The 21,540-nt window shown below is 73.5% G+C and carries 23 protein-coding genes; 11 read left to right on the forward strand and 12 right to left on the reverse strand.

From position 1 onward, the window contains the following. The first annotated feature begins 156 nt into the window (after window positions 1-156). From A6A27_RS14850 to A6A27_RS14860, 3 genes are all read left to right on the forward strand, one after another. Complete coding sequence (locus A6A27_RS14850; protein WP_158073983.1) at window positions 157-1,272, forward strand: hypothetical protein; 1,116 nt, start codon at window positions 157-159, stop codon at window positions 1,270-1,272. 69 nt (window positions 1,273-1,341) lie between these two features. Then, window positions 1,342-1,635: an ArsR/SmtB family transcription factor gene (locus tag A6A27_RS14855; protein WP_073835181.1), complete on the forward strand. Its 294-nt coding sequence runs from the start codon at window positions 1,342-1,344 to the stop codon at window positions 1,633-1,635. Continuing rightward, entirely contained in the window at window positions 1,632-2,018 is a 387-nt protein-coding gene (locus A6A27_RS14860) for a VOC family protein (protein WP_073835182.1), read from the forward strand. The genes A6A27_RS14855 and A6A27_RS14860 overlap by 4 nt, the downstream gene beginning before the upstream one ends. A gap of 25 nt (window positions 2,019-2,043) precedes the next feature. On the opposite strand, the gene A6A27_RS14865 is transcribed toward A6A27_RS14860, so the two are convergent. After that, window positions 2,044-3,204: a hypothetical protein gene (locus A6A27_RS14865; RefSeq protein ID WP_073835183.1), complete on the reverse strand. Its 1,161-nt coding sequence runs from the start codon at window positions 3,202-3,204 to the stop codon at window positions 2,044-2,046. An 86-nt stretch (window positions 3,205-3,290) separates the two neighbouring features. Between A6A27_RS14865 and A6A27_RS45880 the strand changes: the two genes are divergently transcribed. Beyond that, entirely contained in the window at window positions 3,291-3,839 is a 549-nt protein-coding gene (locus tag A6A27_RS45880) for an alcohol dehydrogenase catalytic domain-containing protein (protein ID WP_241825260.1), read from the forward strand. Next, window positions 3,821-4,342: a zinc-binding dehydrogenase gene (locus tag A6A27_RS45885; protein WP_241825261.1), complete on the forward strand. Its 522-nt coding sequence runs from the start codon at window positions 3,821-3,823 to the stop codon at window positions 4,340-4,342. The genes A6A27_RS45880 and A6A27_RS45885 overlap by 19 nt, the downstream gene beginning before the upstream one ends. Window positions 4,343-4,396: 54 nt before the next feature. Here the strand turns inward: A6A27_RS45885 and A6A27_RS14875 are convergent, their stop codons facing one another. Continuing rightward, on the reverse strand, window positions 4,397-5,383 hold the full coding sequence (locus tag A6A27_RS14875) for a DMT family transporter (protein WP_073835184.1): 987 nt from the start codon (window positions 5,381-5,383) through the stop codon (window positions 4,397-4,399). Between the two features lie 105 nt (window positions 5,384-5,488). Here A6A27_RS14875 and A6A27_RS14880 point away from each other — a divergent pair, with 105 nt between their 5' ends. Then, window positions 5,489-6,385, forward strand: a complete 897-nt coding sequence (locus A6A27_RS14880; RefSeq protein WP_073835185.1) for a LysR family transcriptional regulator — start codon at window positions 5,489-5,491, stop codon at window positions 6,383-6,385. Window positions 6,386-6,425: 40 nt separating this feature from the next. On the opposite strand, the gene qcrB is transcribed toward A6A27_RS14880, so the two are convergent. The 9 genes from qcrB to coxB are packed head-to-tail and all read right to left on the reverse strand — an operon-like array spanning window position 6,426 to window position 15,103. Then, the gene (gene qcrB / locus A6A27_RS14885) at window positions 6,426-8,189 is read right to left on the reverse strand and encodes a cytochrome bc1 complex cytochrome b subunit (RefSeq protein WP_083672609.1); all 1,764 of its coding nucleotides are present in this window, start codon (window positions 8,187-8,189) and stop codon (window positions 6,426-6,428) included. Then, window positions 8,186-9,049, reverse strand: a complete 864-nt coding sequence (locus A6A27_RS14890) for a ubiquinol-cytochrome c reductase iron-sulfur subunit (protein WP_073835187.1) — start codon at window positions 9,047-9,049, stop codon at window positions 8,186-8,188. Before A6A27_RS14890 ends, qcrB begins: the two co-directional genes overlap by 4 nt. Then, window positions 9,046-9,825: a cytochrome bc1 complex diheme cytochrome c subunit gene (gene qcrC / locus A6A27_RS14895; RefSeq protein ID WP_083672611.1), complete on the reverse strand. Its 780-nt coding sequence runs from the start codon at window positions 9,823-9,825 to the stop codon at window positions 9,046-9,048. Before qcrC ends, A6A27_RS14890 begins: the two co-directional genes overlap by 4 nt. 3 nt (window positions 9,826-9,828) lie before the next feature. Beyond that, the gene (locus A6A27_RS14900) at window positions 9,829-10,215 is read right to left on the reverse strand and encodes a c-type cytochrome (protein ID WP_073835189.1); all 387 of its coding nucleotides are present in this window, start codon (window positions 10,213-10,215) and stop codon (window positions 9,829-9,831) included. Further along, window positions 10,212-11,126 (reverse strand): cytochrome c oxidase assembly protein, encoded by a 915-nt coding sequence (locus A6A27_RS14905; protein ID WP_073835190.1) that lies wholly within the window; start codon window positions 11,124-11,126, stop codon window positions 10,212-10,214. The genes A6A27_RS14900 and A6A27_RS14905 overlap by 4 nt, the downstream gene beginning before the upstream one ends. Further along, complete coding sequence (locus A6A27_RS14910; RefSeq protein ID WP_073835191.1) at window positions 11,114-11,515, reverse strand: hypothetical protein; 402 nt, start codon at window positions 11,513-11,515, stop codon at window positions 11,114-11,116. The genes A6A27_RS14905 and A6A27_RS14910 overlap by 13 nt, the downstream gene beginning before the upstream one ends. After that, complete coding sequence (locus A6A27_RS14915; RefSeq protein ID WP_073835192.1) at window positions 11,515-12,144, reverse strand: cytochrome c oxidase subunit 3; 630 nt, start codon at window positions 12,142-12,144, stop codon at window positions 11,515-11,517. Before A6A27_RS14915 ends, A6A27_RS14910 begins: the two co-directional genes overlap by 1 nt. Then, window positions 12,141-14,069 carry a cytochrome c oxidase subunit I gene (gene ctaD, locus A6A27_RS14920; protein ID WP_073835193.1) on the reverse strand — a complete coding sequence of 643 codons (1,929 nt, stop codon included), beginning with the start codon at window positions 14,067-14,069 and terminating at the stop codon, window positions 12,141-12,143. The genes A6A27_RS14915 and ctaD overlap by 4 nt, the downstream gene beginning before the upstream one ends. Before the next feature lie 8 nt (window positions 14,070-14,077). Continuing rightward, complete coding sequence (coxB, locus tag A6A27_RS14925; RefSeq protein WP_158073984.1) at window positions 14,078-15,103, reverse strand: cytochrome c oxidase subunit II; 1,026 nt, start codon at window positions 15,101-15,103, stop codon at window positions 14,078-14,080. A gap of 136 nt (window positions 15,104-15,239) precedes the next feature. On the opposite strand from coxB, the gene ccsA reads away from it, so the two are divergent. Genes ccsA through A6A27_RS14950 form a run of 5 tightly spaced genes read left to right on the forward strand, consistent with a single transcriptional unit; the run spans window position 15,240 to window position 19,809 of the window. Then, the gene (ccsA, locus tag A6A27_RS14930) at window positions 15,240-15,998 is read left to right on the forward strand and encodes a cytochrome c biogenesis protein CcsA (protein ID WP_073835195.1); all 759 of its coding nucleotides are present in this window, start codon (window positions 15,240-15,242) and stop codon (window positions 15,996-15,998) included. Next, entirely contained in the window at window positions 15,998-16,405 is a 408-nt protein-coding gene (locus A6A27_RS14935) for a cytochrome c maturation protein CcmE (RefSeq protein ID WP_158073985.1), read from the forward strand. The genes ccsA and A6A27_RS14935 overlap by 1 nt, the downstream gene beginning before the upstream one ends. Next, window positions 16,395-18,323, forward strand: a complete 1,929-nt coding sequence (locus A6A27_RS14940) for a heme lyase CcmF/NrfE family subunit (protein WP_073835197.1) — start codon at window positions 16,395-16,397, stop codon at window positions 18,321-18,323. The genes A6A27_RS14935 and A6A27_RS14940 overlap by 11 nt, the downstream gene beginning before the upstream one ends. Further along, window positions 18,320-18,883: a TlpA family protein disulfide reductase gene (locus A6A27_RS14945; protein ID WP_143194000.1), complete on the forward strand. Its 564-nt coding sequence runs from the start codon at window positions 18,320-18,322 to the stop codon at window positions 18,881-18,883. Before A6A27_RS14940 ends, A6A27_RS14945 begins: the two co-directional genes overlap by 4 nt. Before the next feature lie 44 nt (window positions 18,884-18,927). Next, complete coding sequence (locus A6A27_RS14950; protein ID WP_073835199.1) at window positions 18,928-19,809, forward strand: cytochrome c-type biogenesis protein CcmH; 882 nt, start codon at window positions 18,928-18,930, stop codon at window positions 19,807-19,809. A gap of 36 nt (window positions 19,810-19,845) precedes the next feature. Here A6A27_RS14950 and glpK read toward each other — a convergent pair whose 3' ends face one another. Next, window positions 19,846-21,363 carry a glycerol kinase GlpK gene (gene glpK / locus A6A27_RS14955; RefSeq protein WP_073835200.1) on the reverse strand — a complete coding sequence of 506 codons (1,518 nt, stop codon included), beginning with the start codon at window positions 21,361-21,363 and terminating at the stop codon, window positions 19,846-19,848. Window positions 21,364-21,540: the final 177 nt, after the last annotated feature.

The raw sequence follows: 21,540 nt of genomic DNA on the forward strand, positions 1-21,540 counted from the left end.
CCGGATTCCTGCGGTGCGCCGCGGTAGCCGCGCCGTGCGCGCGGACGTTGAACCCCACAGGAGGCTGCGCCGGTGGAGGGAACGGTGGTGTGACGTGGGCTCGGTGGCAGCCTGGCGGACGTGCGCCGCCGCGCCTGCGCCCGGACGGGGGCACGGATGGACCTGATGCGGTGGTTCGCGGGGATCGCCGGGCTGGCCGTCCTGGTCCTCGTCGCGAGCAGCATCCTGGGCAGTCTGGTGGTGCCCCGCGGGTTGGGGTCCGCGTTGGTGCGGGTGCTGTGGCGGTCGATGCGATGGGTGCTGCGCCGCACGTCGGCCCCCTTCCACAGCTACGAGGTGCGCGACCGGTTCCTCGCCTGGCTCGCACCGGCGGTGCTGATCGCGATGCTGTGGTCCTGGCTGGCCGGGCTGCTGGTCGCGTACGGGCTGCTCATGCACGCGGTGTCCGGGATCTCGTGGCCGGACTCGTTCCGGGAGGCCGGATCCAGTCTGTTCACCCTCGGCTTCGCGTCCGGCAAACGGTCCACGCTCAACCCGCTGGACTTCATCGCCGCGGCGAGCGGACCGGTGGTCATCGCGCTGCAGATCGCCTACCTGCCGACGTTGTACGGCGCGTTCAACCGCCGGGAGCAGGAGGTCACCCTACTCCAGTCCCGCGCCTCGCAGCCCGCCTGGGGACCCGAGCTGCTGGCCCGGCAGGCCCTCGTCGGCACCGTCGACGAGCTGCGCGGCCTGTACGAGGACTGGGAGCGGCTGGCCGCCGACATCGGCGAGACACACAGCAACTACCCGGTGCTGCTGTCGTTCCGTTCGCCGCGCCCGTACCGCGGCTGGGTGGTCGCCCTGATCGCGGTGATGGACGCCGCCGCCATGCACATCTCCCTTGCCCCGTCCGCGGCGGTCGTCCCCGCCGCGCGGCTGATGCTGCGGTCGGGGTTCACCGCGCTGCGCGAGATCGCTCGGGTGGTCCGCATCCCGTTCGACCCCGACCCCGACCCCGACGGTCCGCTCCGGCTGACGTTCGAGGAGTACGCCGAGGCCGTGGCGCACGTGCAGAAGGCGGGCTTCGTCACGGAACGTTCGGCGGAGGAGTCCTGGCCGCACTTTCGCGGTTGGCGGGTCAACTACGAGAGCATCGGCTACGCGTTGGCCCGCAACCTCGACGCCGTGCCGGCCCTGTGGAGCGGCGGGCGGGACTTCCCGCACGAACCGGTAGCGCCCCAGAGGCCCGTCGATCGGCGGCCGCAGCCGTCCCGGGACCATCCCTCCTGACTCGTGCCCGGTGGGCGTACCGGGCCGGCGACTTGATAGGCAAGTGACTGCTTGCATATACTCGGCACGGTGAAAGACGGTGACGTGTTCAGAGCGATCGCCGACCCGACCCGCCGCAAGATCCTCGACGAGCTGACCGAACGCGACGACCAGACCCTGTTCGAGATCTGCTCCCGGCTGACCATGCGGCACCAGATCACCTCCTCGCGGCAGGCGATCTCGCAGCACCTCGAGCTGCTGGAGGCCGCCGGGCTGGTGGTGTCACGCCGCGACGGGCGTTACAAGTTCCATTCCATCAATCCCGCCCCGCTCGAACAGATCGTCGAGCGGTGGCTCAACCGCCGGACGAAGGAGTCCTCGTGAGGATCAACCTGACCAGCGTGCTCGTCGACGACCAGCGGAAGGCGCTGCGGTTCTACACCGAGGTGCTGGGGTTCGTGAAGAAGACCGAAATCCCGATGGGCGCGGTCAGCTGGCTCACCGTCGTCTCGCCCGACCAGCCGGACGGCACCGAGCTGGTGCTCGAGCCGGACGCCCACCCGGCGGCGAAGCCGTTCAAGGCGGCGCTGGTCGCCGACGGCATCCCGTACACGTCGTTCGCCGTGGACGACGTGCACAAGGAGTATGACCGGCTGCGGGAGAAGGGCGTCGTCTTCACCCAGGAGCCGACGGCCATGGGCCCGGTGACCACCGCCGTGTTCGACGACACCTGCGGCAACCTGATCCAGATCGCCTCGCAACAGTAGGCGTCGGGCCGCGGGCCGGAGGTGGCTATCCGGCCCGCACCGCAAGCTGGTCGAGCTGCGGCAACCCGACGCCGAGTTCCCGCAGCCGGGCGCTCGCCACCTCGACGGCATGCAGCTGGCCGACCGTGTCGGCGACGAACAGCCACTGGCTGTCCGGCGACCAGACCATTCCCTGCGGGAGGAACCCAGCATCCACCGCCAGCTCCACCGGGACGTTCCCGCCGGAGCGCAGGTCGAGCAGATGGACCCGGGGCAATGCGCCCGACGAGGTCACCCAGATGGCGGCCCTTGTCCCGTCCGGCGAGATCAGCCCACGGCTGACCTCGTTCTCCGGCAGCCGCAGCGGCACCGCACGTCGGGCCCCGGTGCGCTGCTCGATCAGGACGGCGGCGCAGCGCAGGCGCTCGTCGCACTCCCGGGCCAGCCAGTGTCTCGGGCCGACGGCGAGCACCTCGCCGGTGGTGATCCGCCGGACACCGGCGGGGCGCAGCGAGTAGACCCCGCCGGTCGCGCCGACGAGCGGGTACCCGGCACCGTCCGGCTCGGCGAAGCCCTGCATGCTCCGAGGGAGCACGAGCGCCTGCCCGGTGCGCCGGCCGTCGAAGCGGACCAGGAGCATCCGCCCGGCCTCTTCCTCGCTCACCCACACCGAGGTCGGATCCGGACCGGGCAGCGCCGCGCCACTGCGGCTGAACTCGTCTTTCGCTTCGGCCGCGGGTCCCCCGTCCGGCACCACGTAGCCGGGCACCGCGTCCAACGGCCGGACGACCACCCGGTCGGGGCCGACCAGGAAGTTGACCGGGCCGGTGCTGCGCAGCATCGGCACGGGGGTGGTGGTCACCCGGCCGCGGGCGAACTCGACGCGGACCACCGATTCCGGCCCCCGTCCGTACAGCTGCCAGCCGGCGTCGATCCCGAGCAGGGGGTGGCCGAGCTCGGTGACCGCTGGGGCGGCCGGCCTGGGGGTGGCCCCGCTCGGCGATGCGGCGGCGCTGGTCGCGGACGGTGACGGGGTCGCCGGTGGCCGATCCGCCCGGCTGTCGGCGCCGGTGCGCGCATAGACGGCCAGCCCGACGCCGGCGACGAGCACCAGCGGCAGCCACTTCCGCCAGGGGCGCCGGGGGCGGTCGTCGCGGACCGGCCCGCCGATCTCGATGATGTCACCCGGGGGGTCGTTGGCCGTCACCCTGCCATCATCTCCCGCGGCGTCGCCTGGCGCTGACCCCCGGCCCACGGTTGGCCGCCCGTCCACGCCGTGTGAGGATGCGGCGCATGCGTGCGGTGATCTTCGACGAGTTCGGTGTCCGACCCGAGGTCCGCGACGTCCCGGATCCGGTGCCGCCGCCCGGTGGCGCGGTGATCCGGGTCGAGGCGACCGGGCTGTGCCGCAGCGACTGGCACGGGTGGCAGGGGCATGATCCCGACATCCGCCTGCCCCACGTCCCAGGCCACGAGTACGCCGGGGTCGTCACGGCGGTCGGCGCCGGCGTACCCGGCTGGCGACCCGGCGACCGGGTCACCGTGCCCTTCGTCTGCGCGTGCGGGCAGTGCCCGGCCTGCCTCGCCGGGGACCAGCAGGTGTGCGAGCGGCAGACGCAGCCCGGCTTCACCCACTGGGGCTCGTTTGCCGAGTACGTGGCGGTGCGGAACGCCGATACGTCAACCTGGTCCGGCTCCCCGACGAGCTGGGCTACCCGGCTGCGGCGGCCCTCGGCTGCCGGTTCGCCACGGCGTTCCGGGCGGTGGTCGGCCAGGGGCGAGTCGCCGCGGGCGAGTGGGTGGCGGTGCACGGCTGCGGCGGCGTGGGACTGTCCGCGGTGATGATCGCGGCGGCGTGCGGTGCGCAGGTGGTGGCCGTCGACATCGCCCCCGGCGCGCTGGAACTCGCCCGACGCTGCGGTGCCACCGTCTGTCTGGACGCGCGTGCCCTCGCCGGCCCCGGTGCGGTGGCCGCGGCCGTTCGCGACGCGACCGACGGCGGGGCCCACCTGTCGCTCGACACCCTGGGCAGCCACGCCACCTGCGCCGCCTCGATCGAGAGCCTGCGGCGGCGCGGACGGCACGTGCAGGTGGGGCTCCTCCCCGCCGCCCAGGGCCGCCCGGCCCTGCCGATGGACCTCGTGATCGCGTACGAGCTGGAGCTGCGCGGCAGTCACGGCATGGCCGCGCACGCCTACCCGGAGCTGCTCCGGCTGGTCACCGCGGGCGTGCTGCGCCCCGCCGAGCTGGTCACCCGCACCATCGACCTCGCCGAGGTGCCGGACGCGTTGGCCGCCATGGACGGTCCCGCGCCGGGCGGAATGTGCCTCATCCGACCGGCGTGAGTGGGCGGGCCGCAGGCGGTGGCACACCGGTGGGTGCCGCCGCGCCGGATCCGCTCAACCGGCTCGGGTGCCCGCCGCCGCGGCGGGCCCGGCGTCCGCCGGGTCCGCGACGGGCCGACGGGCCGGCGAATGACCGACCTCGGCGGCGGGCGGTGCCTCCGGCGCCCGTGGCGGCCACCGGGTCAGGCCGACGCCGAGCAGGACGACGACCATGCCGACGGTCATCCGGATGGTGACCGGCTCGTCGAGCAGGAGCGCGCCCAACGTCACCGAGACGACCGGCAGCAGATAGCCGACGCTGGCGGCGTTGGTGGCGCCCTCGTGAGTGATGATCTTGTAGGTGAGGTGAAAGGTGACCGCCGTGCAGCCGAGGGCGAGGACGACGAGGGCGCCGACCGACGCCATGGTCACCCGCGGCGCGTCGAGGCCACCGACGGGCAGGAACAGCGCGCTCCAGCCGGTCGCGGCGAGCAGTTGGGCGCTGGACAGCACGATCGTCGGTACGCCTCGGCCGACCAGGGTCCGTCCCAGGTAGGCGAAGGCGGCGGCGTAGCTGACGGCCGCGCCGAGGATGGCCAGGGCGTTCCAGCTGACCAGACCCCCGTGGCGCCACGGAGCGAAGATGGTCACGACTCCGGCGAAGCCGAGCAGGAGACCGCCGAGGCGGATCGGGCGCAGGTCGCGCTCCGCGCCGATCGCGAGGCCCAGCAGCAGAGACCAGAGCGGTGTGGTGGCGTTCAGCACCCCCGCGGTCCCCGAGTCGACGGTCCGCTGACCGAGGCTGAACAGCGCGAACGGCAGGGCGTTGCAGAGGAACGCCGCTACGGCCAGGTGCCGCCAGATCGACGGGTCCGTGGGCAGGCGATGGCCGGCCAGCCGGCACGCCAGCAGGAGTGCCGCGGCGCCCAGGGCGCACCGGACGAAGGTCACCTGGGCTGGGGTGAACCCGTCCAGGGCCACGGTGATCCACAGGAAGGTGGAGCCCCACAACAGGGCCAGTACGCCCATCCGGAGCAGGTTCCGTGCGCCGCCGCTGATCATGGCTCTCCCGTCGAGGCGTGTTGTCGCGTCGTGCCGGCTCCACGGTGCCCCGACCGGATCTGCAGGACAAGTGAACGTTTCTACCTGACCGTTAAGCTCTGCTACATGCTTGACGTGCGTCGCCTCCAGGTCCTCCGCGCGGTCGTGACCAGCGGCTCGGTCACCGCGGCCGCGACCCATCTCGGTTACACCCCGTCGGCGGTCAGCCAGCAGATCGCCGCGCTGGAGCGGCAGACCGGGGTCCGGCTGCTGGAGCGGATCGGCCGGGGCGTCCGCCCCACCGCGGCAGGCCGGCTGCTCACCGAGCATGCCGGCATCATCGGCCGGAGCATCGCCGACGCGGAGACCGCGCTGGCCGAGCTCCGGGCCGGCCGCACCGGGCTGCTGACGGTGCGCTACTTCGCCACCGCCGGAGCCGCCCTGATCCCGCCCGCGCTGGCCCGGTTCCGCCAGCAGCATCCGGACGTACGCGTCGAGTTGAAGCTGATCGACCCGGACGACCCGCTGCCGGAGGTGGCGCAGGGCCACGCGGACCTGGCCATCCTCGTCCGCACGGGCCCGCCGGTCCGCGACGGCGTCCACCTCGTCCACCTGCTCGACGATCCGTACCTGGCCGTCCTGCCCCGCCATCACCGCCTCGCCGCGAAGGAGGCGGTCGACCTGGCCGATCTCGCCGCGGAGCCCTGGGTCAGCAGCGAGCCGGCCGGGCCGTGCCGGGAGGTGGTGCTGGCCGCCTGCGCGGCGGCGGGTTTCCATCCGCGGACCGCGGTGGAGTGCGACGACTACCCCACCGCGCAAGGTTTCGTCGCCGCCGGGCTCGGCGTCAGCGTGATCCCGCGGACCGCCCTCGACAGCCGCCACCCTGAGGTGGCCGTACGGGAGATCCGGAACCCGCGGCCGGTCCGGCGGATCCACGCGGCGGTCCGGGAGACCTCGCTGGAGCAGCCGGCGCTGCGCGCCCTGCTCACCGCGCTGCGCGGCGCGGCATGCGGGCGCGACTGACCGCGGCGGCAGACCCAGCCGCCGCCACCGACCCGGCGGTTCACGTCGGGTCGCCGCCGCCCGAGATGGCGTCTGCCTGCTCGGGCGGCGGAGGTTCGTCCTCACCGTCCCGCCGCCGGCGGCGTTCCCGCCTGCGCCCGAGCAGCGCCGCGACGAGCAGCGACCCGGCGGCGGTCGCGCGTCCCCAGCGGCGCAGGGCCACCCGGAGCGCCCGGGCCGGCGGCGGGGGCGGCCCCGGTACCACGACCCGGTCCACGCCCGGGTAGGCCAGCCGCGCGGTCTCGACCGCCTCCTCCTCCGACGTGACGGCCCGGTTGTTGGTGAGGGTCAGCTGTCCGGCCTCGTTCCGGTAGCGCCACCGCCACACCTCACCCTGCGGCCACAGCTCGATCCGCTCCCCCGGGCGGTGGCGGACGGGTACCTCGGGTTCGTCCTCGCCGGTCGGGCGCCGCGGCGCGGGGCGGGCCCCACGGCGCAGGTCGGCCCGGGTGAGTTCCCCGAGGGAGGCGGCCTCGCCCCGGCACAGCGCCCGCGCGATGAGGAACGCGAGCACGCCGGTCACGATCGGCAGGACCAGCACCAGGACGCGGAACAGCGCCAACAGGTCGTAGACCGGGACCCGGAGCAGCCGGGCGAGGATGTCGTCGCCCGCGGCCACCACGAGGACCACGTAGAAGGTCAGTGCGCCCACGCCGATGCCGACCCGGACCGGATGGTTCCGGGGCCGGTCGAGCAGCTGATGCGGGCGGCGGTCGCGGGTGCACCATCGTTCGATGAACGGCCACAGGTAGAGGGCGACGAAGCTCAGCCCGCCGAGCACGACGCCGGGGAAGAACGGGGCCGGCACCAGGTACCCGCCGATCCGGAACTCCCATGGCGGGAACAGGCGCAGCGCGCCGTCGCCCCAGGCGACATACCAGTCCGGCTGCGCCGGCGAGCTGGACTCGGCCGGCGCGAAGGGACCGTACAGCCAGACCGGGTTGATCTGGACCAGCCCGCCGAGGGCGAACAACACCGCCAGCACCCAGGCGAAGAGGGCGAGCGTGCGCAGGGTGTAACCCGGCCAGAACCGGGAGCCGACCACGTTGTGCTCGGTTCGCCCCGGGCCCGGGAACTGGCTGTGCTTCTGCCGCACCAGGATGCCCAGATGCAGCGAGATGAGGGCGACGAGGATCGCCGGTACGAGCAGCACGTGGGTGATGAATATCCGCGGGATCATCTCGTCGGAGGGGAACTCGCCGCCGAGGGCCAGCGCGGCCAGCCAGGTCCCCACCAGCGGGATGGACTCCACCACCGAGGTGATGATCCGCAGACCCAACCCGGACAGGAGATCGTCGGGCATCGAGTAGCCGGTGAAGCCGTTGGCCAGGGCGAGGGCGAGCATGGTCACGCCGATCAGCCAGTTGAGCTCGCGCGGCTTGCGGAAGGCCCCGGTGAAGTAGATCCGGGACAGGTGCAGCACGATCGCCGCGACGAAGGCCAACGCCGCCCAGTGGTGGGTCTGCCGGATCAGCAGTCCGGCCCGGACGTCCCAGCTCAGCCGCACCGTCGAGGCGTACGCGGCGGAGGTGGTGGCGCCGTCCAGCGGGGCGTAGGAGCCCTGGTAGACCCGGTCGGCGGAGCTGGCGTCGAAGAAGAAGGTGAGATAGACGCCGGTGAGGATCAGCGCGATGAACGAGTAGAGTGCGATCTCCCCGAGCATGAACGACCAGTGGTCGGGGAAGATCTTCGCCAGCGCCCGGCGGGTGATCGGGGAGAGCCGGAGCCGGTCGTCCAGCGCCCGGGCCAGCGGACCCATGATCATGGTCGGCTCCAGAATCCGGCGCCGGGCGGCGCGGTGAAGTCGCCGGTGGCCCGCAGGAAGCCGTCCGGGCCAACCTCGATCGGCAACCCCGGCAGGGGCCGTGCCGCGGGGCCGGCGATCGGCCGGGCGCCGGCCAGCAGGTCGAAAGAGGACTGGTGGCAGGGGCAGAGCACGCGGCCGGCGCCCTTGAGGTAGAGCCGCACCGGGCAGCCGGCGTGGGTGCAGAGCAGCGACCAGACGACCAGGCCGCCCAGGTGCCCGCCGGCGGGCTGGCGGATGAAGCGCTCCGGGTTGAGGCGGACCGCGAACGCGGGCGCGTCCCCGACGTCGATACTGCCCTCGGGAAAGACCGCGACCATCGTGTCGGCGGGGACGTCGTCCGGCCGTAACGGTCGTCCCTGGTCGTCGACCAGCCGGATACCCGGTCCCCACGGGGTGTCCTTCAGCGACCGCGTCGGGCGTTGCCGGTCCCACGGAAGCAGGGAGCGCAGCGGGAACAGCGCGGCGACGCCGAGGGCGGTCAGCGCGAAGCCGAGCGCCGCGAGCAGCCCCCACCGACGCGTCGGGCTCTCCGGCGCGCGGAACACCGCCGCGGTCATTGCCTGCTCGGCGGGGGGCGGAACGAAGCCCTCGTGCTCCTCGACATAGCCGCCGACCGGCACCAACCGGCGGGACCAGACCGCGAGCCCCACCGCCAGGCCGGCGAAGGCGACCGCCAGGCACACCCCTTCCCACTGGGTACCGCCGTTCAACCCGTACGTGACCGCGAAGCCGACCGCCCCGGCGGCGCTCACCAGGAACGCGACGGCGATCCGGCGGCTCGCGGCCCGCTCGCTCTTCGACGGAGTCTGGCCGCTCACTCCCCCGCCCTCCGGCCCAGCCATCGCACGGCGCCCACCAGCAGGGCGAGCACCACCACCCAGCCGACCAGCCCCTCGGCCAGCGGCCCCAGCCGGCCGATCGGGTTGCCGCCCCGGTCCAGTCGCTCGGAGCGCAGCCGCTGCACGTAGCTGGTCAGGTCGTTCACCTGCCGGTCGGTGAGCACCTGGCTGGGGAAGGCCGGCATCAGCCCGGGGCCCACCCGGACCGCCTCGGCGACCTGGGTAGCCGTGGACTCGTAGAGCGGCGGAGCGATCCAGCCGTTGGTGAGGACCGCACCGGAGCCGCCCGCCCCGTGGCAGGGCGCGCAGTTTGCGGCGAAGAGTGCGCGGCCCGAGACCACGTCGCCGGGCGCGACCCGGGGGATCTGCGGGCCCCCGCCGCCGAAGCTGGCCACGTGGCCGACCAGCGCGGAGATGTCGTCGGCGGAGAAGACCGGTGCGCGGCGGGTGGCCTGCGGCACCTCCTGCGAGAGCGGCATCCGCCCGGTGGAGAGTTGGAAGTCCACCGAGGCCGGTCCGACGCCGATCAGGGACGGGCCCCGCTGCGATCCCTGTCCCTGCGGCCCGTGGCAGCTCGCGCACTGCTCCAGGTAGAGCTGGGTGCCCCGGTCGGCGGCGGGGGTGGTGGCGGTTGGGGTCGGGGTGGGTGCGGGCGCGAGTGCCACCGGCCCCGCGGCCAGCACCAGGACGGACCCGACCGCGAGGGCCCGGCGGGGGTGCGGGGTGGGCAGCGTCACCGCTCGTGGTCGCCGCATCGGTCAGTCCAGGGTGTAGAGGTACGCGGCGATGTCCTTTGCGTCGATCGCGCTGACGCCCAGGTTCGGCATGGCGGTGCCCGGTTCGACGGCCTGCGGATCGGTGATCCACCGTTGCAGGTTGTCGGCGTTGTTGGGCAGCTCACCGGCGATGTAGGAACGGGCGCCGAAGCGGGTCAGCGGCGGGCCGACCAGCCCACCGGCCTGGTCGATGCCGGGAATGGTGTGGCACGAGCCGCAGCCGTACTGGGCGATGAGCTTCGCACCCCGGTCGGGTCGGCCGACGCGGGACTCGGGCGGCGGTGGGGGCGGCGCCGAGGCGCAGCCGGTCACGGTGACGACCGGCAGCGCCGCCAGCACGGCGCCCAGCATCCAGAGACGACGGCTCATCGCACCATCCCTTCCGTTGCGGCGCCCGTCGCCGCCGGCTTCGGGTGCCGGCCCGGCCGGCCGGCAACCAGGTGGTCGGGCCGGTCCCGGTCCATCCGCAGTAGCCAGGCGAGGAAGACCGCCAACGCCGCCACCAGCACCGCCACGTCCATCGGCGCCCACATCAGCAGCCCGGCGAGCTGCTGGTCGGCGACCGGGTCGGGGCCGAGGACGCGCGTCGGGTAGACCGGTTCGGGAGCGAAGGTGAGGACCGCGCCGAGGGCGGACGCGGGCAGCATGGTGCCGACCAGCAGCAGCAGCGACACCGGAGCGGGCGCACGGTGGCGCACCGGGCCGAGCACCGGCGCCCACAGCAGCCAGGCCGCCGCCACCAGGCTCACGTGCTCGGCGGCGTGCAGGACCGGGCGGTCCACGGCGGCGACGTACGGGCCCGGCAGGTGCCAGAACCACAGGACGAGGGTCTGCGCCGCGGCGGCCAGCAGGGCGTACCTGGCCGGTCGGCGCAGCCGCCGCACCGGGGCCGCGGCCCGCCAGCGGGCCAGCAGCTGGCGCAGCGGCCGGGGCGCGGCGACGGTCAGCGGCAGCCCGGCCGCGCCCGCCGCGAGCAGCGGGCCAGCCACCAGCAGGAGCAGCATGTGCTGGGCCATGTGGCCGGCGAAGGAGGACTCCGCCAGCCGGTGCACCGGCCCCTGGTCGGCTGCCAGCACCACCAGCAGCCCACCGCCGAACGCGGCCACCCGCCAGCCCGGCACGACCCGGCCGGGGCCACGGCGCGCCCACAGCTCCTGCACGCCCCGGCCGTAGCCGGCGGCGAGCAGGCAGAGCCCCGCGACGACCAGCATGGTCAGCAGGCCGTCGGTCACGTCGCCCGGGCCGGGCCCGTGGGCCCGGTAGCCGCTCAGCCCTGACATGGCGGGAACACCAGCACGGCGACGCCGCCGAGCGCGATGATCGTCAGGAACAGCAGGTTCGCCCAGACACCCACCACGGCGAGCATCCGGGACCGGTCGAGGGCCCGGTCGTGGGCGCCGGCCGCCCGCGCCTGCCCGGTACGCCTCAGCACCAGGGTGGCGACCAGCAACGATCCCAGGGTGGCCACGCCCGGGACGAACACGGCGATGCTGAGTGCTTGCCAGAGCGGTACGCCCGCGATGCGTTCGGACTTGGCGGCACAGGCGAGTTCGTCCAGGCTCCACGCGGCGATCAGGTGCACCGCCCAGGCGACCGCGCCGCCGAGCACGCCGTACCAGAGCAGCAGCCCGCCGGTCAGGCGGGCGTGTGGGCCGGGCCGCGTGGTCATCACAGCCGCGGGGAGAGGTAGATGGTGAACAGGATGGCGACCCACACCGTGTCGACGAAGTGCCAGTAGATCGCGGCGTTGCGGACCCGTTCGTGGCGGTGGGACCCGAAGCTGCCGCCGCGCAGGGAGGCGGCGAGCAGCCACCCGATCATCATCAACCCGACGGACACGTGCAGCCCGTGGAACCCGGTGATCACGTAGAACAGCGACCCGTAGACGTTGGTGGTCATGGTGAAGTGCTGGAGGTCGTCCTGGTACTCGATGACCAGCAGGGCCATGAAGGACAGCCCCATCACCAGGGTCGCGGCGAGGCCGGCACGCAGGCGCCAGGGCTGGCCCCGCCGGATGCCGTGTTCGGCCCAGACCACGGGCAGGCTGCTGGGCACCAGCACCCCGGTCATCACCAGCGGGATGAGCAGCTTCGGCTTGTCGATGCCCTCGGGCGGCCAGCTGGGGCCGTGCTGGAAGCGGAGGTAGAAGTAGCTGCCGAGCAGGCAGGCGAAGAGGGTCGCCTCGGTGGCCACGAACATCACCATGCCCCACCAGCCGGTCGGCCGGCCGACCGGCTCCTCCGTGGTCAGCGCCTCGACACCGGTGGCCGCGGCCACCACCCCGCCCCGGTCCGTCATGACGCGATCCCGATTTCCTCGTCGGGCCGCCGAGGCGGCCAGAGCCACGCCGCGATCGTCGCCGCCACCGCCAGCACGGCGGCCACCGCGACCGGGTACGCGCCCAGCAGCAGGGCGGTGAAGAAGACCAGCAGCACGCCGGCGAGCACGAGCGGCTTGAACGAGGGCTCCGGCATCGGCGCCGCGCGCTCGGGGCGCGCGTCCAGTTCGCTGGTGAACAGGGTGCGCTTGCCCTCGCTGAGGATGCGGTCCTTGGTGGCGCCCGTGGTGGTCGACTCCACGGTCCGTTCGTCCCAGGTGGGGTGCAGGCTGTGCACGCAGGGAATGACCGGGAAGTTGTATGCCTCGGGTGGTGAGGCGGCGGACCATTCCAGGCTGTCGCCCTCCCACGGGTCCGGCCCGGCCGGCCGGCCCCGCCGGATCGCGTGCACCACGCCGATGAGCACCAGCAGCAGCCCGAGTGCCAGCACGTACGACCCGATGCTGCTGATCAGGTTCCCCACGTCCCAGCCCAGGTCGCTGCGGTAGGTGTAGACGCGCCGAGGCATGCCGAACAGGCCGTAGAGGTGCATGGGGAAGAACGTGACGTGCATGCCGGTGAAGACCAGCCAGAACGCCCACCGCCCGAGCCCCTCGTGGTACATCCGGCCGGTGATCTTGGGGAGCCAGAAGTAGATGCCGGCGAGTATCGGGAAGAGCGCCCCGCCGAGCAGCACGTAGTGGAAGTGGGCCACCACGAAGTAGGAGTCGGTGACCTGTTGGTCGAAGGCGGTCAGCGCGAACATGGCGCCGGTGAAGCCGCCGAGCACGAAGGTCACGATGAACCCGATGACGAACAGCAGCGGGGCGCGCAGCACCAGCCGGCCGAGCATCATGGTGGCCAGCCAGGCGAAGATCTGGATCCCGGACGGGATGGTGATGATGGTGCTGGCCGCGCTGAAGAAGCTGTACGACAGTTGCGGCAGCCCGGTGGCGAACATGTGGTGTACCCAGACGCCGAACGAGACGATGGAGATCGCGACGATCGCCAGCACGATCAGCGGGTAGCCGACGACGCCGCGGCGGGTGAACGCGGGGAGCACGGCGGAGACGATGCCCAGCCCCGGCATCACGATGATGTAGACGTCGGGGTGCCCGAAGATCCAGAACAGGTGCTGCCAGAGCAGCACGTTCCCGCCGCCGCCGGGGTCGAAGAAGTGGGTGTCGAACCGGCGGTCGAGGAAGAGCAGCGCGTTGTCCGTGTTCAGCGCGGGCAGGGCGAAGACCACCATGAAGGCGGTGGCCACGATCGCCCAGACGAACAACGGCACCCGGTTGAGCGACATCCCCGGCGCGCGCAGCTTGAGCGCGGTGACGATGAAGTTGATCGCGCCCGAGGTGGTGGAGATGCCGAGGAAGAGCAGACCCAGCGCGTAGACGTCCATGTGCAGGCCGGGGTTGTGCTGATCCTGGTTGAGCGGCGCGTAGGCGAACCAGCCGTTGTTCGGCGCCGCCCCGAACGGCAGGCTCGCCCACATGAACAGCCCGGCGAAGAGGAACACCCAGTAGCCGAAGGCGTTCAACCTGGGGAACGCCATGTCCCGCGAGCCGATCATCAGCGGGACGAGGAAGTTGCCGAAGCCGAACAGCATCGGCGTGGCGAACAGGAAGATCATCGCCGTGCCGTGCATGGTGAAGAGCTGGTTGTACTCCTGCGGCGACAGCACGCCGGACTCGGGCCGGGCGAGTTGGGTGCGCATCACCAGGGCGCTGAGCCCGGCGAGGACGAAGAAGAACGCGGCGGTGACCAGGTACCGTCGGCCGATCTTCTTGTGGTCCACGGTGGTGAACCAGGCGCGCAGCGAGCGGGGTTCGTCCCAGTGCTCGGCCAGCCGGGCCAGGTCTTCGCGGCCGATGCCGGGTGGTGTGCTGAGGGTTGTGGACATGGTGGCCCTTACTCCAGCGACCGAAGGTAGGCGATGAGGTCGGGCAGTCGGGCGGCGTCGACCGGTTGCGGGGGCATGGCGTTGCCGGGCTTCACGGTCTGCGAGTTGGCGATCCAGCCGCCGAGGTGGCCGGCGTCGTTGGGTACGGCGCCGGCGCCGATGCTCCACCGCGACCCCACGTTCGACAGGTCGGGCCCGACCCGCCCCTGCGCGCCGGTGCCCCGGATCGAGTGGCAGGCGGCGCAGGTGCCCTGCACGAACGTCTGCTGGCCACGCCGTTCGGCATCCGTCTGCGGCGCCCGGGCCGGGGCGTCGAGCCGGTCCAGGAAGGCGTCGAAGTCGGCGCGGGGTTGCGCCACCACGAGGAACGCCATGTGGGCGTGCTGGGTGCCGCAGTACTCGGCGCACTGGCCGCGGTAGCTGCCGGCCTGCCGCGCCTCCAACCAGGTCTCGCGGGTCTCGCCGGAGATCAGGTCGGTCTTCGGCATCAGCTGCGGCACCCAGAAGCTGTGCAGCACGTCGTCGGTGCGCAGGCGCACCTTGACCCGCTCCCCCACCGGGATGTGGATCTCGTTGGCGGTGGCGCCGGATCGGCCCGCGTAGCGCACCTCCCACCACCACTGGTGGCCGATGACCTCCACGGTCAGCGCGTCCCGGCCCGGTCCGGCGCCGAGCGCGGCGAGGTCCCGCAGGCCGACGCCGTACACGGCCACGAGGATGATGAACGGCAGCCCGGCGCCGGCGATCGTCACGAAGCGCAGTGGCTGGCCGTGGCGCACCCGGGCGGTGCCCCGCCGGAACACCAGCGCCCACGCGAGCAGCGCCATGACCTCGGCGAACACCGCCACGGAGATCCAGAACAGCAGCCACCAGAGGCCGTTGACCCGGGCCGCTCCGGTCCCCTGCGGATTCAACGCCGACGGTGACCCGCCGGAGCAGCCGGCGAGCAGCAGCAGGCCGGCCAGCAGCAGCATCGGCCCGGGTCGGCGCTGCCGCCGGGCCGGGCGCGGGGCGGTCTCCGCTGTCCTCCTCATCGGCAAGGACCTTAGTCCCGGTTGACCACCTTCACGCCTTTTATTCCCAACAGAGGGATATAGAGCAGTAAGCGCCTTATGGTGAACCCCATCCCCACCTTCGGTCAAGCGCCCCTGGGACGCGGACAGGGAGATCATGCAAGCCTCCACGGTGGACCTCGTCGCGGACACGGCCAGCGCGGCCGCCGCGCGTCGGACGATGGCCTGGATCGCCGGCGGGCTCGCCGCGGCGGCCACGGCGGCCGGCGCGTGGCTCGCGCCCCCCGACGAACTGCAGGGCGACGCGCAACGGCTGATGTACGTGCACGTCCCCGCCGCCTGGGTGGCGTACGCCGCGTTCGCGGTCGTGCTCATGGCCAGCGGGGCGTACCTGATCGGCGGTGACCTGCGCTGGGACCGGTTCGCCCGGGCGGCGGCCGAGCTCGGCGTGGTGCTCACCGCCGCCGCCATCGCCACCGGATCCGTCTGGGGGCACCTGGTCTGGGGCACCTGGTGGGCGTGGGATCCCCGCCTGGTCAGCACGGCCCTGCTGCTGCTCGCCTACGCCGGCTACCTCGCCCTACGACGGGCGCTCGCCGAGCGGACCGGGGCACGCGACGGCGGCGACCACCGGGTGGCGAAGCCCGCCGCCGTCGTCGGGGTGGCCGGGTTCCTCCTCGTGCCCGTGGTGCACTTCTCGGTCGTCTGGTGGCGCTCGCTGCACCAGCAGGCGACGATGCTGGCCCCGCACCGGCCGCCGATCGACGCCCGGATGGCCACCGCGCTGCTGCTCGCCGTGGCCGCCGCAACCCTCGCCGCGTGCTGCGTGCTGCTGCACCGGGTGGTCCGAATGGAGCGCCGCCTGGCGCCCGAGCCCGCCCCCACCGCCGAACGCACCCCGGTGAGAGTCGGATGATGCCTCGCCGGACGGGCCGGATGGCCCTCCTCGCGGTGCTGCTCGCCGCCGGCGGACTGCTGGTCACCAGCGCGCTCCGCGACACCGTCACCTACTACCGGACCCCGGCGGAGCTGCTCGACGACCCGGACCTCGCCGGGCACCGGGTCCGCCTCGGCGGTGACGTGGTGCCCGGATCGCTGCGCCACGACGGCGACCTGGTGAGGTTCCGCCTCGCGGCAGCGGGTCGCGAGATCGCCGTCGAGCAACGCGGCGCGCCTCCCGAGACGTTCCGGGAGGGAACCGGGGCGGTCGTCGAGGGCACGCTGTCATCCGACGGTGTGTTCCGCTCGGACCACGTGGTGGTCCGGCACGGCAACGAGTACCGGCCGTCGTCCCCACCCGTGGCTCCGGTCGATGCTCGGTGACCTCGGCACCGCCAGCCTCGCCGTCGGGCTGGCCTGCGCGACCCTGACCGCCCTGCTCTGGCTGCGGGTGGCCCTGTTCGACGCGTCCGTACGCACCGCCCGGCTCGGCAGCACCGCCACCCTGGCCGCCGCCGCGGTGGCCTGCGCCCTGCTGGAGACGGCGCTGCTCCGGCACGACTTCAGCGTGCGGTTCGTGGCCGAGAACGGCGGCCGGCACGTCCCGCTCTACTACACGCTGACCAGCCTGTGGTCCGCGCTGGACGGCTCGCTGCTGCTGTGGCTGCTGGTCCTCGGCGGGTACGCGGCGCTGCTGGCCCGGCGCGCGTACCCGCCCCGGCTGCACGCGTACGCGATGGTGGTCGTCAGCGTGGTCATGCTGTTCTTCTTCGCGCTGTCCAGCTTCGCCGCGAACCCGTTCCGCCCGGTGAGCCCGGTGCCGGCCGACGGCCCCGGACCGAACCCACTGCTGCAGCAGCACCCGGCCATGGGCGTACACCCGCCGCTGCTCTACGCCGGCTACCTCGGTCTGGTCGTACCCTTCGCGTTCGCGCTCGCGGCGCCGCTGGCCGGGCGGGCCGGACGCGGCTGGGCGCGGATGGCCCGCCCGTGGGCGCTGGTGGCCTGGGCCGCGCTCACCGGCGGCATCGGCCTCGGCGCCTGGTGGTCGTACGCGGTGCTGGGCTGGGGCGGTTACTGGGCCTGGGACCCGGTGGAGAACGCCTCCCTGCTGCCCTGGCTGACCGCCACCGCGTTCCTGCACACCACGCTGGTACGCGGCCGGGCCGCCTGGCACAGCGCGCTCGCCTGCGCGAGCTTCCTGCTGGTGCTGCTGGGCACCTTCCTCACCCGGTCCGGCGCGGTGGCCAGCGTGCACGCCTTCACCGACTCACCGCTGGGTCCGATGCTGCTCGGCTTCGTGCTGCTGGCGGTGGTGGTGTCGACCGTCCTGACCGGCCGGCGGGCCCCCGAACCGGCCCGCACCGGACGGCCGCGGGCGCTCTCCCGGCCCACCCTCGTGCTGGTCAACGGGGTACTCCTGGTGACCATCGCCGCGGTGGTGCTGATCGGCACGATCCTGCCGCTGCTCTCCGCGCCGTTGGACGGGACCCGCGTGTCCGTGGGACCCGCCTACTACCAGCGGACGGCGGTGCCGCTGGCGGTGGTGGTGCTGCTGGTGCTGGGCGCGACGCCCGCGATGCGGGTCCGCGACCGGTCGGCGGCGCTGCGGCGGCTCGCCGTGCCCGCCGGCGCCGGCCTCGGCACGGTGGCCCTGATCGGACTGCTCAGCCGACCCGGTCCGGCCGCGCTCACCGCGTTCGGCGCGGCGGCGTTCGTCCTCACCGGCCTGGCCGGGGACCTGGTCCACCGGCTGCGCCGGTCCGGCCCCCGCCCCGGCCGGCTCGCCGGGCTGGTCGCGCACGCCGGGCTCGCCCTGGTCGCGGTGGGCGTCGCCGGGTCGTCGGCGTACGGGCGGGACGCCGAACGCACGCTGCGGGTCGGCGAGACCCTACGGGTTGGTGACGTCGCGGTCCGCCTGGTCGGCGTGGACCGGACCGGCGGCAGCGGGAGCATGGCGGTGCGGGCCCGGCTGGTGCTCACCGCGTCAGGCCACGCCGGCCCGACGATCACCCCGGCACTGCGCTACCACCCGGCCCGGGACACCGCGGTGACCGTGCCGGCGATCGGCACCGGCCTGCTGCACGACACGTACGTCACGCTGATCGCGGTCAGCGAGGACAGCGGCAGCGCCACCGTGCGGCTCGCGGTGAACCCGCTCGTCGGCCTGCTCTGGGCCGGCGGAGCGCTGACCGCCACCGGCGGGCTGCTCGCCGCCGCCCGCTCCGCACGACGACCGGCCGCCCGCGCCGGCCGGCCGGTGCCCGCCCCAGTGGCCGTCGGTTCCGGAGCGGCACGGTGAGGCGCCCCGCCCTGCGCCGCCCCGGATGGCTGCGCGGCGGGCCGGCGGTGGTCCTCGTGCTCACCGCTGTCGTCGGCACTCTGGTCGTCCTCGGCCTGCGCGCCCCGGCCGCCCCGAGTCCGGGCGAGGGGTTGGCGGTGGCGGGCACACCCGCCCCGGCGCTGTCCGGCCCCACCCTGGACGGTGGCCACTTCGCGCTCTCCGACGTCCGGGGCCAGGTGGTGCTGGTCAACGTCTTCGCCTCCTGGTGCGGGCCGTGCCGGGACGAGCTGCCGCTGCTGGTCGACGCCGAGCGTGAGTGGTCGCCACGCGGCGTGCGGCTGGTCGGACTGAACATCCGCGACGGTGCCGAGGCGGTCCGGGCACTGCTCGACGAGACCGGCGCGAAAGGGCTGACCGTGGTGCCGGACCCGGACGGCACCCGGGCTGTCGAGTGGGGTGTGCGGGGCGTGCCGGAGACCTTCGTGGTCGACCGGGACGGCCGGCTCGTCGACCGGCGCCAGGGCGTGGTGACCCGGCAGTGGCTGGAGCAGCGGATCGCGCCGCTGCTGGCCGGATGAGGTGGCGACGCGCCCCAGGGCGTGTCTCCCGGAGAGGCGCCCTGGTGGCGCTCGTGCTCGTCGCACTGGCCGCCGCGGCCGGCATCGGGCTGGCCCGGTCGGCGAGCGACCACGGCCGGCAGGATCCGGTCCGCGCGGTGGCTGCCGGGCTGCGCTGCCCGGCCTGTCAGGGCGAGTCGGTGGCGGACTCCCGGTCACCGATCGCGGTGGCGATGCGGCAGGTGGTGGCGGACCAGCTCGCCCAGGGGCAGGACCGCGACGAGATCCGGCGCTGGTTCGTCCAGCGGTACGGCGCGGACGTGCTGACCGACCCGCCGGCCCGCGGGGTCCGGCTGCTGCTGTGGGGCGTACCCGCGCTGGCCCTGCTGGCCGGCGGCTACGCGGCGGTGCGGACGCTGCGCCCCCGCGCCGGCCGGGCCCGTCCGGCCGCGCCGTCGATGCCGGACGCCCGGGGCGCGCGGCGAGCCTGGCGGGTGGCGTCGGTGGGGGTGGTGGCACTGGTGGTGTCCGTCGCGGTCGCCGCCGACCGGCTCGACCCGCCCGCGCGGCCAGTACCCGCCGACCCGGTCGCGGTCGCCGTCCAACTCGCCCACGACCTGGAAACGCAGAACCGGTACGACGCCGCGGCGCAGATGTACCAGGAGGCGCTGCGGGAGCGGCCTGACGACGGCGTCCGGCTACGGCTCGCGTTCGCGCTGCTGCGGGCCGGTGACAGCACCGGCGCCCAACGCACCGCCCGGGAGGTCCTGGCCCGCGAGCCGGACTCCCCCGACGGCCTGCTGGTGCTGGGACTGGCGCAGCGGACCACTCAGGCCGCCGAGGCGGCGACGACGCTGCGGCGGTTCCTGGCCGTCGCGCCGGCCCACCCGGCCGCTGCCGAGATCAAGCGGCTTCTCGCCGCGCAGCCGGCACCTGGCGGACCCTGACGGCGGCCCCTCCCGTGGAGGGTGAAGGTACGGCGGTCAGTCCACCTCGACCCAGTCGAGGGTACGCTGGACGGCCTTCTTCCACCGGGCGTAGCCGTTCTCCCGCTGCTCCGGCGACCAGGCCGGCTGCCAGCGCCTGCTCTCGTTCCAGTTCGCCCGCAGCTCGTCGGTGTTCTTCCAGAATCCGACGGCGAGGCCGGCGGCGTACGCGGCGCCGAGGGCGGTGGTCTCGGCGACCACCGGACGGCTGACCGGCACGCCGAGGATGTCGGCCTGCAACTGCATGCACAGGTCGTTGACGGTGACCCCGCCGTCGACCTTGAGGCATTCCAGGTGCACCCCGGAGTCCTGTGCCATGGCCTCGGCGACGTCGCGGCTCTGGTAGCAGATGGACTCGAGGGTGGCCCGGGCGATGTGGGCGTCGGTGTTGTAGCGGGACAGGCCGACGATGGCGCCGCGGGCGTCGGAGCGCCAGTACGGTGCGAACAGCCCGGAGAAGGCGGGCACGAAGTACACGCCGCCGCTGTCCGCCACCTGGCTGGCCAGGATCTCGCTCTGCGACGCGCTGCTGATGATCTTGAGCTGGTCGCGTAGCCACTGCACGGCGGAACCGGTGACCGCGATGGAGCCTTCGAGCGCGTACGCTGGCGCCTCGTCGCCGAACTGGTAGCACACCGTGGTGAGCAGCCCGGCCTCCGACCGCACGATCTCCCGGCCGGTGTTGAGCAGCATGAAGTTGCCGGTGCCGTAGGTGTTCTTCGCCTCGCCCGGGGCGAAGCAGACCTGCCCGACGGTGGCGGCCTGCTGGTCGCCGAGGTCGCCGGTGAGCGGGACCGGGCCGCTGAACGGTCCGTGCGGCCCGGTGCTGCCGTACGAGCGCGGGTCCGACGACGGCCGGATCTCCGGCAGCATGGCACGGGGAATGTCGAAGAAGGACAGCAGCTCGTCGTCCCAGTCCAGCGTCTCCAGGCTCATCAGCATGGTACGGCTGGCGTTGGTGGGATCGGTGACGTGCACGCCGCCCTGGACACCGCCGGTGAGGTTCCACAGCAGCCAGGTGTCGGTGTTGCCGAAGACGGCCTCGCCCCGCTCGGCGGCACCGCGGACCCCGTCCACGTTCTCGAGGATCCACTGGATCTTCCCCCCGGAGAAGTACGTCGCCGGGGGCAGCCCCGCCTTGCGCCGGATGACGTCGCCCTTGCCCTCGCGTTCCAGCGCCGCGGCGATGCGGTCGGTGCGGGTGTCCTGCCAGACGATGGCGTTGTAGTAGGGCCGGCCGGTACGGCGGTTCCACACCACGGTGGTCTCGCGCTGGTTGGTGACGCCGAGCGCGGCCAGGTCGACGGCGGTCAGACCGCGGGCGTTCATCGCGGTCCGGATGACTGTCTGGGTCCGCTCCCAGATCTCCAGCGGGTTGTGCTCGACCCAGCCGGCCTGCGGCAGGATCTGCTGGTGTTCGAGCTGGTGGCGGCCCACCTCGTTGCCACCGTGGTCGAAGATCATGAAGCGGGTGCTGGTGGTGCCCTGGTCCACCGCACCGACGAAGTCAGCCATACCGCATCTCTCCTTGTCGTGGTCGCCGCGGGGTCGCGGGCCGGCGGAGGTCAGTGGTGACACTAGCTACTTCGGCGGGAAGGTCACCGCCTGCTCCTTCCGTCCTGTTGGGTCCGCCTGCGCCGCAGCCGTCCGACGCGCCGTGATTCGGGACGGGGAGCCTCGCATGGCTGCTAC

It is taken from the genome of Micromonospora sp. CB01531, from assembly GCF_001905095.1.
Lineage (GTDB): Bacteria > Actinomycetota > Actinomycetes > Mycobacteriales > Micromonosporaceae > Micromonospora.

Bases quoted from the DNA above. Each gene is read 5' to 3' on its own strand.
- A6A27_RS14850 (WP_158073983.1), top strand. From the start codon at position 157: ATGGACCTGATGCGGTGGTTCGCGGGGATCGCCGGGCTGGCCGTCCTG.
- A6A27_RS45880 (WP_241825260.1), top strand. From the start codon at position 3,291: ATGCGTGCGGTGATCTTCGACGAGTTCGGTGTCCGACCCGAGGTCCGC.
- A6A27_RS14875 (WP_073835184.1), bottom strand. From the start codon at position 5,383: ATGATCAGCGGCGGCGCACGGAACCTGCTCCGGATGGGCGTACTGGCC.
- A6A27_RS14880 (WP_073835185.1), top strand. From the start codon at position 5,489: ATGCTTGACGTGCGTCGCCTCCAGGTCCTCCGCGCGGTCGTGACCAGC.
- qcrB (WP_083672609.1), bottom strand. From the start codon at position 8,189: ATGATCATGGGTCCGCTGGCCCGGGCGCTGGACGACCGGCTCCGGCTC.
- qcrC (WP_083672611.1), bottom strand. From the start codon at position 9,825: ATGCGGCGACCACGAGCGGTGACGCTGCCCACCCCGCACCCCCGCCGG.
- A6A27_RS14900 (WP_073835189.1), bottom strand. From the start codon at position 10,215: ATGAGCCGTCGTCTCTGGATGCTGGGCGCCGTGCTGGCGGCGCTGCCG.
- A6A27_RS14905 (WP_073835190.1), bottom strand. From the start codon at position 11,126: ATGTCAGGGCTGAGCGGCTACCGGGCCCACGGGCCCGGCCCGGGCGAC.
- A6A27_RS14910 (WP_073835191.1), bottom strand. From the start codon at position 11,515: ATGACCACGCGGCCCGGCCCACACGCCCGCCTGACCGGCGGGCTGCTG.
- A6A27_RS14915 (WP_073835192.1), bottom strand. From the start codon at position 12,144: ATGACGGACCGGGGCGGGGTGGTGGCCGCGGCCACCGGTGTCGAGGCG.
- ctaD (WP_073835193.1), bottom strand. From the start codon at position 14,069: ATGTCCACAACCCTCAGCACACCACCCGGCATCGGCCGCGAAGACCTG.
- coxB (WP_158073984.1), bottom strand. From the start codon at position 15,103: ATGAGGAGGACAGCGGAGACCGCCCCGCGCCCGGCCCGGCGGCAGCGC.
- ccsA (WP_073835195.1), top strand. From the start codon at position 15,240: ATGCAAGCCTCCACGGTGGACCTCGTCGCGGACACGGCCAGCGCGGCC.
- A6A27_RS14935 (WP_158073985.1), top strand. From the start codon at position 15,998: ATGCCTCGCCGGACGGGCCGGATGGCCCTCCTCGCGGTGCTGCTCGCC.
- A6A27_RS14940 (WP_073835197.1), top strand. From the start codon at position 16,395: ATGCTCGGTGACCTCGGCACCGCCAGCCTCGCCGTCGGGCTGGCCTGC.
- glpK (WP_073835200.1), bottom strand. From the start codon at position 21,363: ATGGCTGACTTCGTCGGTGCGGTGGACCAGGGCACCACCAGCACCCGC.